The sequence below is a fragment of the Bacillus sp. ISL-78 genome (genome assembly GCF_018613455.1).
GTDB classification, from domain to species: Bacteria; Bacillota; Bacilli; order Bacillales; family DSM-1321; genus Peribacillus; species Peribacillus frigoritolerans.
Genome location: NZ_JAGGQC010000004.1, coordinates 428787 through 445472 on the forward strand (window position 1 = coordinate 428787; position 16686 = coordinate 445472).

14 protein-coding genes are annotated in these 16686 nt (G+C 39.2%); all 14 read left to right on the forward strand.

Going from position 1 to position 16686, the window contains the following annotated elements; genetic code table 11:
* The first annotated feature begins 11 nt into the window (after positions 1-11).
* The 14 genes from J7I96_RS07670 to J7I96_RS07730 are packed head-to-tail and all read left to right on the forward strand — an operon-like array spanning position 12 to position 16633.
* Positions 12-1169 carry a phage major capsid protein gene (locus tag J7I96_RS07670; RefSeq protein ID WP_214773309.1) on the forward strand — a complete coding sequence of 386 codons (1158 nt, stop codon included), beginning with the start codon at positions 12-14 and terminating at the stop codon, positions 1167-1169.
* Between the two features lie 14 nt (positions 1170-1183).
* Complete coding sequence (locus tag J7I96_RS07675) at positions 1184-1489, forward strand: phage gp6-like head-tail connector protein (RefSeq protein WP_214773308.1); 306 nt, start codon at positions 1184-1186, stop codon at positions 1487-1489.
* On the forward strand, positions 1476-1844 hold the full coding sequence (locus J7I96_RS07680) for a phage head closure protein (protein WP_214773307.1): 369 nt from the start codon (positions 1476-1478) through the stop codon (positions 1842-1844). Before J7I96_RS07675 ends, J7I96_RS07680 begins: the two co-directional genes overlap by 14 nt.
* On the forward strand, positions 1841-2233 hold the full coding sequence (locus J7I96_RS07685; protein ID WP_214773306.1) for a hypothetical protein: 393 nt from the start codon (positions 1841-1843) through the stop codon (positions 2231-2233). The genes J7I96_RS07680 and J7I96_RS07685 overlap by 4 nt, the downstream gene beginning before the upstream one ends.
* Complete coding sequence (locus J7I96_RS07690; protein WP_214773305.1) at positions 2233-2622, forward strand: hypothetical protein; 390 nt, start codon at positions 2233-2235, stop codon at positions 2620-2622. Before J7I96_RS07685 ends, J7I96_RS07690 begins: the two co-directional genes overlap by 1 nt.
* A gap of 38 nt (positions 2623-2660) precedes the next feature.
* Positions 2661-3275 carry a major tail protein gene (locus J7I96_RS07695; RefSeq protein WP_214773304.1) on the forward strand — a complete coding sequence of 205 codons (615 nt, stop codon included), beginning with the start codon at positions 2661-2663 and terminating at the stop codon, positions 3273-3275.
* 3 nt (positions 3276-3278) lie between these two features.
* Entirely contained in the window at positions 3279-3461 is a 183-nt protein-coding gene (locus J7I96_RS07700) for a hypothetical protein (protein ID WP_214773303.1), read from the forward strand.
* 50 nt (positions 3462-3511) lie between these two features.
* Complete coding sequence (gene gpG / locus J7I96_RS07705; RefSeq protein ID WP_214773301.1) at positions 3512-3859, forward strand: phage tail assembly chaperone G; 348 nt, start codon at positions 3512-3514, stop codon at positions 3857-3859.
* Positions 3860-3897: 38 nt separating this feature from the next.
* A complete protein-coding gene (gpGT, locus tag J7I96_RS28770; RefSeq protein ID WP_214773299.1) occupies positions 3898-4044 on the forward strand; it encodes a phage tail assembly chaperone GT in 147 nt (48 codons plus the stop codon).
* A gap of 33 nt (positions 4045-4077) precedes the next feature.
* Entirely contained in the window at positions 4078-8484 is a 4407-nt protein-coding gene (locus tag J7I96_RS07710; protein WP_214922606.1) for a phage tail tape measure protein, read from the forward strand.
* Positions 8484-9329 carry a phage tail domain-containing protein gene (locus J7I96_RS07715; protein WP_214922604.1) on the forward strand — a complete coding sequence of 282 codons (846 nt, stop codon included), beginning with the start codon at positions 8484-8486 and terminating at the stop codon, positions 9327-9329. The genes J7I96_RS07710 and J7I96_RS07715 overlap by 1 nt, the downstream gene beginning before the upstream one ends.
* Positions 9330-9337: 8 nt before the next feature.
* A complete protein-coding gene (locus tag J7I96_RS07720) occupies positions 9338-11425 on the forward strand; it encodes a phage tail spike protein (protein ID WP_214922602.1) in 2088 nt (695 codons plus the stop codon).
* A 12-nt stretch (positions 11426-11437) separates the two neighbouring features.
* A complete protein-coding gene (locus J7I96_RS07725) occupies positions 11438-14077 on the forward strand; it encodes a peptidase G2 autoproteolytic cleavage domain-containing protein (RefSeq protein WP_214922600.1) in 2640 nt (879 codons plus the stop codon).
* A 51-nt stretch (positions 14078-14128) separates the two neighbouring features.
* Positions 14129-16633, forward strand: a complete 2505-nt coding sequence (locus J7I96_RS07730; protein ID WP_214922598.1) for a phage baseplate upper protein — start codon at positions 14129-14131, stop codon at positions 16631-16633.
* Positions 16634-16686: the final 53 nt, after the last annotated feature.

A 16686-nucleotide genomic window follows, 5' to 3' on the forward strand; every position in this document is an offset into this window, starting at 1 on the left:
AGGAAAACAGAATGACTATGAAATTAAAAGGTAAAATGGAGAACTTTGAAGCAAAGAAAGCAGCTTACATGAACTTGGTGAAAGCAGAAGAACAGGATGCCGAAAAGCTTGCCTTGGCATGGGATGAAATGCAATCGGCGCTTGCTGAAGACTTGACCGAAAAAATCACTACTCAGGTACGCACACAACAAATGGATGCTCAGATTCTTACCGCCCGCGGCCAAAACGTCCTTACATCAGAAGAAAGAAAATTCTTTAATGAGGTTATTTCTAGTGAAGGTTTTGCTGAGGAATCTATCCTGCCTGTGACTACTCAAGAAAGAATTTTTGAAGACTTGGTGCAAGAACATCCTTTATTGGATGCAATCGGCCTGCAGGACTTAGGAGCTGTCACACGCTTTATCACGTCTGACCCAACCAAAGCCTATGCGTGGGGTAAATTGTTTGGAGAAATTAAAGGACAAGTCAGTGCCGCCTTCAGTGAAGAACAAATCGGCCAACTGAAACTTACTGCCTTTGCCGTTATTCCAAAAGATATGCTTGAACTTGGACCAGAGTGGGTTGAGCGTTACGTCCGTAACCTGTTAGTGGAATCTTACTCTGTTGGCCTTGAATACGGTTTAGTAAACGGTCGAGGACCTTCTCAAAACGAGCCTGTTGGCTTAATGAAAAATGTTGCGGAGAATGGAGCGGTGACAGATAAAACTACTTCCGGCACTTTGACATTTGCCCCTTCTCAGTTTGGGGAAATCATTGCGGGTGAACTGCATGATGTCATCAAAGCACTATCCACGAATGAGGAAGGAAAGGCGCGTAAGGTGCTCAACAAAATTGTAATGGTAGTAAATCCTATCGATGCAATCAGTGTACAAGCTCGTAATACTATCCAGACAGCAAATGGCCAATGGGTAACGGCTTTGCCATATAACATCCAAGTTGTAGAGTCAGAAGAAATTCCAGATGGCAAAACTTTATTCTTTGTGAAAGGTCAATATCTAGCTGCTGTTGCCGGGGGTTACAAGGCAAATAAATTTGATCAGACACTGGCGATCGAGGATGCTATGCTCTACACAATCAAGCAATTTGCGAACGGTAAACCAAAGGATAATAAAGCTGCATTGGTCTATGCTCTGGATATTACGTTTACAGCTGCACCAGCAGGCGTTTGATTGGAGTGAGGTAAATGGAGGATGTATCATCCGACCTATTGGAAGAGTTTAAGGAGCGCATGCATATTTCCCATTCGAGTGAGGACGACAATTTAAAAAGATTGTTGTCCTTTTCTATTTCTGCGATTAATAGCAGTTGTGGAGTGTTTGATATTAATGGTGAAAAGGATACTGATCAGAGAGCGAAGGAACTTGTATTTGAACGTACCCGTTATGCTTACAATGATGCTCTTGAATATTTTGATGACAATTTTTTAAGTCAGATAACAAGCTTAGGGCTTTCTTTAATACCGGAGAGTGATGTAGATGCAACCATTTAAATATAAACCACCAAGGGTTAATACAGGGGATTTACGCACACCTATAAAATTTTATAAGTATGTAGCAAATGAAGGGCCTGAGCCTGGTGAGTCTGAAAAAGAAATACTCTATCAGGCATGGGCCAAGATTGATAATGTTTGGTTGAAAGACTTGGAGATTGCTAAAGCAAATGGAACCCTATCTGATATCACCATTACGATACGTGATCCACAAGCTGATTTTATCCCTAATAATAAGCATTATCTTTCTATCGATGCTGTTGAATACCGAGACAAGCGATATAACGTTAAACATGTTCAACCTGACTTGCAGAACAAGGAATTCATCATTGTTGTGGCAGGGCTAACCGAATGAGTGTGAAAATTACAGGTGAAAAGAAATTGCTTGCTGAAATAGAAAAACGTTACGGACAAATGAAGATGCAGCAATTAAGCGATATTGCTCTTAAAAAAGGGGCCGAGGTATTTGTTAGGGAACTAAAGAGTCAGTTTGAATCCTTTAAGGATACAGGTGCAACCATCGATGAAATGACCATTTCCGAACCTATGTGGGTGAATGGTTCCCGTACCATAAAGATTCATTGGAAAGGCCCTAAAGATCGTTACAGGATTATCCACTTGAATGAATTTGGCACAGTGAAGAATCCCAATCCACAAGGTAAGGGAGCAATAGCCAGGGCTATGAGAAATGCGGAGAAGGAATATCGTGATACCATCAAACGGGTGATAAAGGAGGGGATTTGATGGATGTATTAGGGATGGTATATAACGAGCTGATTGCTGACCCTTATATTAAAGAAAAGGCGGCAGGAAGGATTAAATTTTATGCTTTTCCTGAAACCAGCAGTGTGACGTCAGTTCCGAATATCATCATAGATCCATTAGACGTCCCTCTTCCTAAAGATTTTGCTGATGATACCTGGCTAACTTATGACTGCCTTTATCAAATTGAAGTGTGGTCAAAGAATAGAACCGCAACAAGAGAATTATCTGAACAAATTGGTAAGGTAATGTGGAAGTTTGGTTTTCATCAAGGTACTGGCACCGATGAATGGGATGAAGATACAGGAATTTACCGCGATGCTAGAAGGTACCGAGGAAAATTATACAGAGAAGACTTAGACAATTTATAATGTGTCTTTTTTTTATATCATAAAAGGAGTGAATAGGAATGGCAGTAGAAAAGAATTACCGAGCAACTACAGGGGTAGACGAATTTCATTATGGAACATTGGACGAAACAGGTGTTGGGGTAACTTCAATGGATCCTGAGCGAGTGAAGTTTCTTCAAGAAATAACGATTGAAATGCCACAGGAGGCAGTTAGGGCTTACGGTGATAATACAACAGCTGAAATTGCTGTATCAAACGGAAATATCAGTGTTACATCAGCCTTTCACAAGGTACCAGTTGAGGATAAGAAAATATTGTTCGGATTGGAATCAACTGTGGATGGTCTGTATTCATACGGCCCGAATGATTTCCCTCCATATGTCGCCTGTGTATTTGCCAAAACATATCAAGATGGATCAACGGAATGGGTAGGCCTACCGAAAGGGATTTTTATGCGGCCTAACATTTCTAGTAAAACGAAAGAAGATAGCGTAGAGTTTCAAAATGAAGAAATCACAGCCGAATTCATGGACCGGGAAGTGGAAGGATTTGAAGATGCTAAATCTGTACTTTTCGGTATGGATAAAAAAGGCGAAACTACTAGCCGTGATGCAATCTTCCAAGCCATCTTCGGTAAAGCTTACCCTGGTTCTGGCGCACCAGCGGGGGTGTAATAGATGAGTGGGAAAAAGAGATATCAAGCAGTTGAGGATTTTAAAGACCTCCAGGATAAAGATAAGATTTATCGTAAAGGGGATGCATTTCCGAAACCAGGTAATAAAAAGGTTGAGGAAGAGCGCTTAGAGGAATTACTGTCTTCTGAAAATAAGATGGGAAAACCGGTCATTAAAGAAATCTAAGAGTGGGCTAATGCCTGCTCTTTTTTTATTAGAAAAGGAGAAGTGTTGAAATGGCTAACTTGAAACGTAACATGATCAAATTGGTGAAAGAAGTGAATGGGGAAGATGTCGTTACTGAAACATACCTCACTCCCGTTTTCATTCCATTTTCAGTAGTATACGAGGCTGTTGATATAGAAGATGAGATGAATAAGGATAATCTAACTGATAAAGAATTTTTCGATAAGATGATAGATATTGTAGCCAATAAAATTTACAACAAGCAATTTACGACCCAAGACTTAATCAATGGCCTGCATGCACCTGACGCTCTTGAGACCCTTCAAGAACAAGTTATCTTTGTGTCTAGAGGGTACCAAAGTGATGAAACAAAAAAGTATATGGAGAAGATCGGTTAACGGATGAGGACTTTTCTCCTGCTAAACAAAAGGAATATATGGATAAACTCATCCTTAATTATGTGAAAAACGGGAAGGACATCAATGAAGTTTTAAACATGCCTTTTCACTTTCTAATTGAAATCCTCAGCGAAGAAAATAAGCCAAGACATGAAAAGTCCCTAATTGCCGCATTCGGAGGATAGGGGCTTTTTTGGCATGTGAAGGGAGGGTGATTGATGGAGAAAATTGAAGGATTATCGATAGGACTCGGATTAGATACGTTAAAACTCGATAGTGGATTAACTGATTTGAAGGAAAAATTGAAATTAGTTAATAGCGCGATGAAGGCAAATATGTCCGCGTTCGATCGTAGTGATAAATCATTAGGTAAATTTGAAACTCGATTACAAGGACTAAATGCTAAATTAGAAACTCAAAAGGCTGTCACTGATAAAGCTCGAAAAAGCTATGAAAAAATGGTTAAAGAGCATGGTGAAGGTTCTAAAGAGGCAGATGAAGCTGCCACAAGCTATAACAATGAAGTGGCTTCTCTAAACAACTTAGAACGTTATGTAGGGAGAGTACGAATTGAATTAAAAAATCTCCAAAAAGAGCAACGACTTGCGGAATCCGGTTGGGGCAGGATGAGCAAACGATTAACTGTCTTTTCAGGTAAATTGAATGAAACCGGTCACGAAATGAGCGAAGTTGGACAAGGGATGACTAGCTCATTTGGTGTGGCAACAGCAGCTGTCGGAGGCGGTTTAGCCTTCGCAACAAAAAAGGCTATGGACTTTGAGTCTCAAATTTCATCTATGAAGTCTGTTATGTCCCCAGAAGAAGCTGAATCGTTTGGTAAAGAGCTTGAAAATCTAGCCATAACGATGGGTGAGAAAACAAAGTATTCAGCTACCGAAGCTGCCCAGGGAATCGAAGAACTAGTCAAAGCCGGTGTATCTGTGAAAGATATATTAGGCGGTGGATTAGAAGGAGCATTAAATTTAGCCACAGCAGGTACGCTTGAGTTGCAAGAGGCTGCTGAAATAGCCTCCACAGCTTTGAATGCATTTAAAGATGATAATATTTCAGTAACACGGGCGGCTGATATCCTTGCAGGTACGGCAAACGCTTCAGCTACAGCAGTAGGTGAAATGAATTTCGCTTTGTCAGCAGTTTCAGCAGTTGCAAGTGGTGTGGGGCTTAACTTTGAAGAAACAAGCGCAACCCTTGGTGTATTTGCTCAAAACGGATTAAAGGGTAGCGACGCAGGTACGTCTCTGAAAACCATGTTGCTAAACCTTTCCCCGCATACAAAGGCGGCACGGGAGCAGTTCGACGAATTAGGATTATCAGCTTATAACGTATCAGCTGGTTATAAGTACTTAGTTGATAAAGGGATCACTCCTACTGAGAGAAGTGTGGAAGGTATCCAAAATGGCTTGAAATTATTAGCCAAACAAGAAGCCGGAGCAGTTGCATCAAAAGCTGACTTAAAAAAGGCCTATGACAGAGTTACAGAAGCATCCGGTTTGAATTCTAGCGCCTTCTATAATGAACAGGGCGAAATTAGATCCATGTCTGAAATTGCGGGTTTATTAAAGAAATCGATGTCAGGATTGAATGACGAGCAGCGACAAAATGCTTTAAATACCATGTTTGGTTCGGATGCTATCCGAGCAGGTAACATTCTCTACAAAGAAGGCGCTAAAGGCATAGACGGTATGACGACAGCCTTAAATAAGATTAAGGCATCAGATGTTGCTAAACAAAAGCTTGATAACCTAAAAGGCACCATAGAAGAATTAAAAGGGGCGCTGGAAACCGCGGGAATAAGTGTCGGGACAGAACTTCTTCCATCATTACGAGGTCTCGCTGAACATATTCAATCTAGTGTGGAATGGTTCAACAATTTATCACCATCTATGAAGCATACTATTGCCATAGGTGGAGCGTTATCAGTTGTTGTTTTAGGTCTAGGAACTGCAGTTGGTGTGCTTCTATCTTTATTAGGTAGTGCGGCAACAGGAATAAGTGTATTATCTGCAGGTCTCGGAAAAGGTATTGGCCTGTTCGGTAAATACCGCATTCAAACAGCACTGGCCAGCACCTCTGTTTCTAAGTTTGGTAATTCCGCATTAGTTGCTTCTACAAAAATGAATACGGCGAATGCTTCAATGGCAAAATCCACGAAAGGTATGGGAGCTCTACGAGGTGGCGCTGTAGCCGCAGGCGGAGCTATGACCATGTTTGGAGGTAAGTGGGGAGCTGTAGCAGGAATTGCGACTATGTTCTTGCCGGAGATATTAAAAGGCGGGAAAGCCGTTCTAGGATTTGGTAAGACTGCCCTTGCTTCTGTCGGTGGGATAGGTACTCTTACAAAAGGATTAGGTGCAGCACGTCTTGGCGTAGGTGCATTGGGAGGACCAATTGGACTATTAGCCTCATTTGCCATCCCTCAACTAATTACTGGTGGTGTAAAGCTTTATAAACACCTTAAAGAAGAGCAAATCCCTGCATTGAATGATTTTGGCAATAAGGTTTCTGATTCAACAACTAAAGCTGTTTTAGGCTACAAAAAGTTGAATGACGATGCTACTGTGCAATTAAACCTCATGTCTTCTTCAGGAAAAGCAGTTTCTCAAGATATGGCTGATAATTTGGTAGCTACATTCAGTAAAATGGGTGGAACTATTAAAGATAGTTTGAAAAAGGACTTTGAAGATAGTAAGAAAAATATTGAAAGCGTATTTTCAGGCAGTGTTCTAACCGACAATTACCAAAAAGAATTGCTTGGAAAAATGGAAACAGCTAATCAAGAGAAACTTGCTAAAATTCAGCAGTACGAAGACAGAGTTAAAGAAATTACTGATCGAGCCGTTGCACAAAAACGGGAAACTTCTCAATTTGAAAAAGCTGAAATTGCCGCAATAAATCAACAAATGAGGGACATGGCAGTTAAAACTTTGTCAGAAGGTCAAGTAGAACAACAAGCCATCATGGAGGAATTAAGACTTAATGCTAGTTCAATTACAGCTAGACAGGCTGCAAAAACGGTTGCTGACAGTAAGAAAGCTAAAGACGGAACCATTAAAGAAGCAAATGAAAAGTATGAAAAAGCTAAAGCAGCTATCATTCGTGAACGGGATGAAACGGGAAGTATCAGTGCTGAAGAAGCTGATACATTAATACGTGAAGCACGACGCCAAAAAAATGAATCTGTAAAAAAAGCCAACGAAATGCATAAAGGTGTGGTCAAAGCTTCTAAAAAACAAGCTAAAGAGCATATCGATGATGTAAATTGGGAAACAGGTGAGGTTCTAACTGGCTGGGATAAGATGGTTGGTGGCGTTAAAAAAGCTGTCGATTGGTTTAAGGATGTATTTGGACAAAGTAAAACAAAAGACAAACCGTCATTAAAAAAACCAAATAAAAGTGTAGCCAAAAAACCAGTACCTATGATGGCAAAAGGAACACCAAATGGTAGTCATCCCGGTGGTCCTGCTATTGTATCTGAAAAGGGGCGAGAATTAATACATGAACCAGGCAAAGGAACGTATTTATCTGGAAGTAAAGGTGCTGAGCTTCGAAATTTAGCTCCTGGAACCAGTGTTTTACCAAATCACCATACAGAAAAAGTTTTAAAGCGTTATGGTATGCCTGGTTATGAAAAAGGAACAGGCGACTATTTTGATTGGATGCTTAAAGGACCTAAACATTTTCTTAAAAAAGGATTTGAGAAATTTAACTTGAAAGACTCCATGATTCCTAGCTGGATGAACAATTTAACTGGCAGTCCAATTAAATCAATGATAAATATGGGTACTGGCTGGATTAAAGGATTAATGGATAAGTTTTCATTAGGTGGTGGCGGTGAAGGTGGAGGTAATGCTCCAAACATTTCAGGCGGCGCTTCAGCTTGGAGGGGTCAAATTTTAAAAGCTGCTATGGCTATGAAAGAAAGCATAAACAGCTCTGAAATAAATGGTATCATCGCACAAATTCAAAGAGAATCAGGTGGAAATCAAAGGATTACACAAAGTTCGGCCGTAGTCGATATTAATACCTTATCAGGAAATCCAGCACGTGGATTGCTTCAGTACATCCCGCAAACGTTCCGGTCTTATGCGGTGAAAGGCCATAATAATATTTATTCTGGTTACGATCAACTGTTAGCTTTTTTCAACAACAAAACATGGCGCAGAGACTTACCTTACGGTAAACGAGGATGGAGTCCAAGAGGTGGAAGGAAATTTGAAACAGGCGGATTCGTCAAGAATGAGGGTCTCTATAATTTGGCTGAAGGAGGATGGCCAGAATGGGTTATTCCGACTGACCCAAGCAGGAGAACAGATGCGATGAAACTACTTGCTTTAGCAGGAAAGTCTATTGAGGGAGGAAATAAGCGCCCTAATCAATTGCCTAATGTACGTGGAGGTAGCAGTAACGATTCAGTCATGAGCCAACTTTTAAACGCGACATTAAGGCAAAATGAGATTCTTTCTAAAGAGATAGCTAATTTATTGAGGATTATTTCGGAAAAAACGGGAGACATTTATCTTGGCAAAGACCAGGTTGGCCGGGTGCTTGATAATCGCAGTACGAATGTATTAAAGAGTAAATCTTTTAACATGGGGGTTAGGTGATGGGAGAGTATGATTTATTAATAGATTTCGGAAATGGTGAACAGAAATTAAGTGAGTTATTACCAAAAGTAAATCTCCTATCATTTAGCCCACCAGCTCCCATTATCGAAAGGGATGTACAGTCCATTCCAGGTAAAAGTGGATTGATTCAAACCAATCAAAAAAAGGTAGTCTACAAAGAAAGGCCAATACCCGTAAAATTGCTGATTAAATCAGTAATCCCTCAACAATTTTATTTGTGGAGAAGTGAAGTATATAGATTGTTAGTAAGAGATCATTCTTACTATATTTCTAATACATTTGAGCCATATAAAAGATGGTTAGTCACATGTGATGGGAATTTTTCCATTGAGAAAGAAGCGCAATACAGACATAAGGAATTTCAAGTTGAATTCACATGTCTCCCAGGTGTGGCGGAATCCAAATATAATACAGATTCTGCTTATAATTTAAGCAAAGAGCGATTCGGTATTGGAATGAATATACCTAACGAAGATCTTGTCTATCTTTTCGAGGATAGTAATGCCCAACTCCCTTATCAATTCAGGGTTTATAACGGGGGAGATATTCGTTTATACACTACGGAACATGACTTTGAAGTGGAGTTGACCCTTACAGGTAAAGACGTAAAGATCAGCAACAGAAATACCGGGGAGTATTTAATGATCAATGAGACATTAACTAAGGCGCAGGTAGTTATTTTTCGTCAATACGTCACTGTGAATGGGAAAATTGCTAAGACTACCGGGCGTTTTCCTTCACTTCTCCCTGGCTACAATCTCATGGAAGTATCCGGAGCTAGTCAGAAAAGCATCAAATTTAACACAAGGTTTTATTATAAGTAGGTGATGGAGTGATTAAAGGGATTGATGTATCGCATTGGCAAGGGTCCATTAATTGGGGTCTGGTCGCGGCTGATGGTGTGAAATTTGCTATTATTAAGGCTACACAAGGAACCACTCGTATTGATTCTACATTTAAAATGAATATAACCAATGCCAAGAAAAACGGGTTAAAAGTGGGTGCCTATCACTTCGCCAAATTCAAGTCCAATTCAGAGGCATTAGCTGAAGCAAAATTCTTTTTAAATACCGTCAAAGATTTTGAAATGGATCTTCCTTTGGTGCTGGATATTGAGACAGACGAAGGTAATATTGGAAAATCAGCTTTGACAGCAGCTGCGAGAACTTTTCTTGATTATCTAATATCTCAAGGCAGAAAAGTAATGATTTACACTTATCTTTCCTTTTACCAAAATAAAATCGATGCCAGTGGTTATCCGTTGTGGATAGCAAGATATACAACAGCATCAGACCCAGATATTACCGGCTGGACCGTTTGGCAATACACACAAGAAGGAAAAGTTAATGGAATAACCGGAAATGTGGATGTGAATCGAGCGATCGATTCTTTTTTTGATAACCTAGAAACTTCTACTCCTACACCTGAACCACCAATATTGGATACTCCTAATTTGGAAGTGACAGGCGATACAACATATGAAGTGGTTAAGGATGTATTTTTAAATCAAATATTTGTAGAAAACAAAACTACAGGGGAACGAGTTGAAATTGTGGACGTAGTCCCTTCCATAAGTGATGGGTTGAATGGAAAAAAGGAATTGTCATTTACGATTAGTCGAACCGAGGAAAATCAAGTGGAATATGACATGTTGGTCAATGACAACATCATCGTCATCGATGAAAAGAGATTTAAGGCTCAGAGATATTTCATTTTAGATATAGATACAGATAATATAGCGTTTACGAAAACCATAACTGCTTCACATACGTATGTAGCAAGGCTGGTTAACAATATGGTAAACACGTCCAAAACGGGAACGTTGAAACTCACGGAGGCTTTAGATATAGCTTTAAAAGGAAGTGGGTTTAGTTATGTATTGGATGCCTCTGCAAAAACCATAGAAGCAGTAGAACAGGAGAATTTTGGGGAACAAAATTCCCAAACGTTGATGGATGAAACCATTGAAGATTATAAGATTGAATTGGATGTAGACAATACAAAAATTTATGTCTATAAACAAATGGGTAAGAAAGTGAATTATTTATTAGACACTCGGTATAACGTAGCTGGATTGCAAATTTCTTCATCCACACGAAACAGTACCACAAGGGCATGGGGATATGGAAAGCAAGATGATAAAGGAAAGTATCTATTTGATCCTGTTTTGTATGTCCATCCTGAAGAGAAGAATTATCTATTGGATGGATTTCCTCGGTATGCTGATGATATTAGAGATGACAGGTTCACTAAAGAAAGTAGTATAAAAATCGCTTTAGAAAACTTGGTCAATCCCTATCCGGAAGTAACTGCAAATGTAGACCTGGCTATTTTTTATGACCCGAGACTTGAAGGCTTTGAAGAGGTTTTCTTTAAGGGAGATACCATAAGTATGATTGCTGATAAAGCTGGCGGTGGCACCTATCAGGATGAGCTTAGAATCATTGATATGAAGTACAATCCACTTGATCAGTACAGCAAACCAGAATTGAACTTTTCTACATTCCGGAAAGACATCTATGATATGCAGGTGGATGACAAAATACAAATCAAAAGGCAATCGAAATACATCCGAAATACATCGAGTGGGATTAGAAACAGCTTACCCCAACAAATCATGTTGATCTTACGATTTGACGGGACGAAATGGACCATTAAAACAAGCAACCTATCATCAGCGAGTGTCTCTGTTCAAGGAGATGCTCTTTTTGTATTGACCGGTGGGGTTTCCGTTAACACCATATCCATCGTCATCAACGAAGATTTATTACTTAAAGGAAATGGTTTTGATGCGTTGACCGATTACGAGACAGCGGACAACGCTATCAAGATTAATCTAATGAAAGATAGGGTAATAGTATCTCCTGAAACCAATATACCAACAGGTGCGCAAATTACCGTTTCCGCCTATCTACAGTAAGGAGTGTGAGAAATGTCTTTTAATTTAATAAAAAATTATGATCCTACTAAAAATGCAAAATTTCTTTCTGAATTGGATCAAAACGCAAGATATACAGAATACGCCCTGAATCAATTATTAGGGGAGATTAGAAATCATATTCTCACTAAAAAGGCACATGATGCCCGTGACATATTCTTTGATGGAGATTCGGTGTACGACCGGGTAATTAATACTAACAGGCGTATCAATAATTTAATCTTGAACACGGCTGAACTAGCCGAAGTTGTGGATGGCCGTCTTGATACAGAAGGTGTGATCCATCCAGTATTAAAAGACAGGTTAGATAAGGAATACAATAAATTAAAGAATCGGATTGACCGAGTGGTAAATGTTAAAGACTTTGGTGCTGTCGGTGACGGTGTCACGGATGATTCAGAAGCCTTTAAGAGGGCATTAGGAAACGGTCGAGTAAGATTGCTTGTTCCCGCAGGTACCTACATTATCCGAGGGTTAAAGCTACCTTCCTGGACCTATTTAATTGGTGACGGAAAAGGGTTAACGATCCTAAAATTACACGAAGACACACCTGCAGGCGAATGGGTCATCACCAATAATGATTATCTAAACGGAAACAGGAATATATTCATCCAAGGCATGTCATTGGATTGGAATTCAGACAGGCAAGGCGGAGTGGGAGCAGCAGGTGGACAAAAGTCTAGTTGTTTAACTTTAGCTAAAGTGTCGTATGGGTGGATAAAAGATGTTGAAGCGATAAATGCTGGATTACATGGATTTGATATTACATCACCTGTCTATAACCATGCGTCCGATACAGATTACACGAAAGATGGTTGTCGATATATTTGGATTGATGGCTGTGTAGCTTATGGTTATGGCGATGATGGAATCACCACTCATTATAGTGAGTATGTGTTTATTAGTAATAACTTTTGTGTTTCTCCTAGTGGTAATGCTCATGAAGATGGGATCAGTAATTCAAATGGGGTTGAAGTGGATGACGGTTCCAAACATGTATGGCTGACCAATAACTTTACGAGTGGAAATATCCGAGGGGTGGAAGTAAAGGCACATGCCGACTGGCCAGCATCCCAGGATGTTCACATCATTGGTCATGTCTCTTATAGAGATGTTCGGTCTTATGATTTCCGCCATATAGGTCATCATGCTGCAACAGATCCAGTTTCCACAACGGCTTTCGATATCAATGTAACCAACTGTACAGCAATTGAACCAATTTTCAATGGTTTATACGAAGGATTAACACCTCGTGCACTTGCTATTTCGGCTTATCAAAATGTGGCGGTTTCAGGATTCACAGCGATTGGAGACCCCAATTATGACTATCAAAACAATCCGGTTATTGCGATTCAATATAAAAGTAGAAATATCGGACTTCATAATATAAACATTCGAGGTTTCAAGAAAGCAAGCACCGATATTAGATTGTTTGGTGGGGATCAAAATACAGATTACATCAATATAAGTAATATCCAAATTCTTAATTCAGCAAAAGAGGGAATAGGCATAGGCGGGGCCATTTATCATGTGAATATTTCAAATGTAAACATGATAAACGATGGTAGTGGAGAAACGGGACTCATTTCGGTTAATTCCCAGGATAGTATAACGGGTGTTTTTGCAGAAGGTTATGCTAACGCAGCTATGATTGCTGGTAACATCTATAAAGATTTCGTTCCGAATAATCTCAAGGGCGGAACAAGGATAGCTTCATCTAGTGGTCAACCTTCAACAGAGACTTCAGCAATTATATCTTCAACGGTAGACTGCAAGGCAACTGGAGATAAAACAGCCGTTATAGCTTCTTCTAATTCCGAGGCAGCAGGGGAAGCAAGTGTTATTATTGGATCATCTGGGGGCTCTAAGACAGAAGGCGGCCGTGATGTTATTATAGGTTCCAATAATTCAAGGACACCCGGAAAAGATGAAAACGGGAAGATTATTTTAGCCAGTAACAGCGTTGTGAATGACAATAACTATTCTGTTCGTGGTGGGTATGGGGCCAGCGAAATTCCAACAACAGCTAATGCAAAATGGGAACTCGATTCGATGAACGGTAATATCAAAGGGGCAGGCAGTATAACCGGGTCCTCTTCCTTTTCCGATTATGCGGAGTACTTCGAATCGGTTGATGGTAAACCAATCAAGACAGGAACTATTGTCACATTAGAAAATGAAAAAATCAAAGCTGCTGTTGAAGGGGATCATATGCTAGGTGTCATTTCCGAAACAGCTGGTGTGGTTCTTGGGGAAATGACCTTTCACTGGAAAAACCGATATATACTTAATGAATTCGGCGGATTGATTTATGAGGAAACAACCGTCAAAATCATCAATGATGAAACCGGAGAGGTAACGGAAGAAGTCAGAATGATGCCTAAAGAAAATCCTGAATGGATAGACGGGGACTATTTATCAAGGGAGGAACGTCCTGAATGGAATATTGTCGGTCTTTTAGGACAAGTTTATGTACGTATTGATGGGACTGTTGAAGCCGGCAATTATATTAGATCTAAAGAGGGGATTGCTACACGATCTGAGGATTTCGGGCAAGGATGGAGAATCATGAAAATCACCTCTAAATACGACCCGGATAAGGGCTATGGAATTGCATTATGTTTCATTCGATAAGGGCTGGATATCCAGTCCTTTTCATTTTGTTTAAAGAAAGGTAGGGATACCATGGTAAATGAAATTTTTAAAAGTGCTTTCATTAGAGCCAATGTTGCCGCCACATCCAACACAACTAAAACATCCATTAGGTTCACAACGCAAGACAATGGTACAGCAAAACTTGTATTTAATATAAATAAAGATAATTTGCCCTTACCTTTAGGTTCCGCAGCTACTGCGAAAATTTTTCTCAGAATGGCAGATGGAAGTGCGTTCGAAAAGGATGCAACTATAATTGATCCTGTGAATGGGCAAGTGGAATATATCCTCGTTGAAGAGATCAATCATCCTGGCGTAGTAAAAGGAGAAATGAATGTTTATTTTTCTAATGGCCAATCCATGACTGTTTGCCAGTTTCAGTTCACAATTGAAAAAACCTTGAAGGATAGAGATATTGTTCCTTTAGCTGATTATTACGTGAAGGATTTTGAATCATTAAAAGGGGTTGTAACGGATCAAGCCGCAGAAGTGGAGCAAGTACTTATCAATACAAATGAGCAACTCGAGCGATTGAATGAGGAAACAGGTGCCAATATTGCCGTTCAAGTGGATACATCAAAGAAAGATACAGAAGGGGTCACACACGTTGATTTACCCTCCAGATTGAATGCGGATTTCGGAAAAGTTACCACACAGTTGGCGGAAAAAGCGAATCAATCAGAAATTATGTTAGATAAAAAAAGTTTATTCCTTAATTCAGACTTTGAAACATTGCCTTATATTGAATCAAGGAGTGCGGTCTATCAATTTACCGCAGGGGTAACGTCTCCACAATATAAAGAATATAAATCCTTGAAGATTGAAGCCGTAGGGTATGAGGCATCACAAGACCCGAATAAAGATTTTGCGCTTATACTAACAGAAAAAATACTGAAATCAGAGAAGTTAAAAGTTTCTTTTATGGCATATCCATTAATTTCAGGTAAGACATTAAATATAAGAATGGCTTATGGGAGTGGTCCCTCTATTAGTTTAGGGAATGCTAATCAATGGAATAAGATTGAAACAGTTTTAGATCTTACAAATATCACACAAGAAAACAATTATCTGTATTTCAATTTACTGTCATCCTATGCTTTCTATATGTCAAAATTGAATATAAGTGTTGAGAATTCAGAAGGTGAGATTGAACAACTACCAATTAGTTTCATGGAAATCAACGAAAGATTAGTTGAAAATCCATCCGTTATACAAAACTCTAACGGTATTGTCGAAAGAATGATTAACATAGGTAAAACTTATTTAGATAAAATTGCTCAATTCGTTTACGGAAATACTTACACCGCCTATGATGCAACCCAACAACTAGTGGGTGGGAAATTCCAAATGGATTGTAGCTCGTTTGCTCATTTAATTATTCATGGTATACCTTTCGAAAATTCAAAGTATAGTGGTAATACTGAAAACAAAGGATCTAATCTATTTTTCCATAATATTGACCCATATAAATACCGTTTTGCAAACCAAATGGGTAAATACGCATTTGAAAAAGGGTATTCATTTACTCCCAAAGCAGATTTTTCTAATGTCCAAGCAGGTGACGTTTTATTCTTTAGTTGGAATAACTTCACTGGAAATGGTGACTTAACAGCAGAACAACGTGAACAGGCTTTTATGAAAATTGACCATGTGGCGGTTTTCCTTCATAGGAAAAACGATAGCAAATGGGCAACATTACAATTAGATAATGGGATAAGTACCGTTTTTTATGATGCATCTAACGAATATATGAGCCAATGTGTTTTAGCAGCTCGGTTTCCTTATGCGAATGTAGAAAGTTTATACAGACAGGATAACTTGGTGATTGATGGAGATGTACCGACCAGCACAACCACCACTTCAACAATCGGAAGCTATAAATTATCAGAGCCTTTAAAAAAAGGAAGATACTACACTATGGTTGTTGATGGTCAAATAAATACTAACAATGGTTATTTTATTATCCAAACACGAACTTACCAGACAATTTATTCTGACTTGGGTAAAATTCTTCCATACCAAGGAGTAACTGAGCTTCGTTTCCAATATCCTTTTGATGAAGTGACAGATAAACTAAACATTTCAATTGGCGCACCAGGTGGAACTCCTGCTGAAAGAAGTGGTAACGTGAATTGGTGCGCTTTGTATGAAGGTTATGTGAGGGATAAGAAGTTCTATAACAAGGGTAGTCAAACGGACATTACTAAAAACTTTTCTTTAGACCCTACTTTAGTACCGGATTTGGAAACAAACTATGTGCCTTATTACAAATACTCAATAGATGGAAATAAACTATTTGTGAATTTCTCTTTACCATTTAAAACTCTAAGAACCGGTTCGTTAGTGTTAGGTAATATCGGGAATGATGCGCCTAATAGTACACAAAGGATTCCTGTAAATTTAAATGGAGCAAGTGATGTAGGAGTTAATGGAGTCTTGCAAATTAATTCAAGTGGAGTTGTTTCCATCATTCCTTATAACAATACAGTTCAATGGAGATACGCCTTAGCTAATGGTTCTATTCTCAGAGTATAATCATATTTGAACCAATGTTGAGATAAATTAGAAGTTTCGTAGTAAAAAATCCC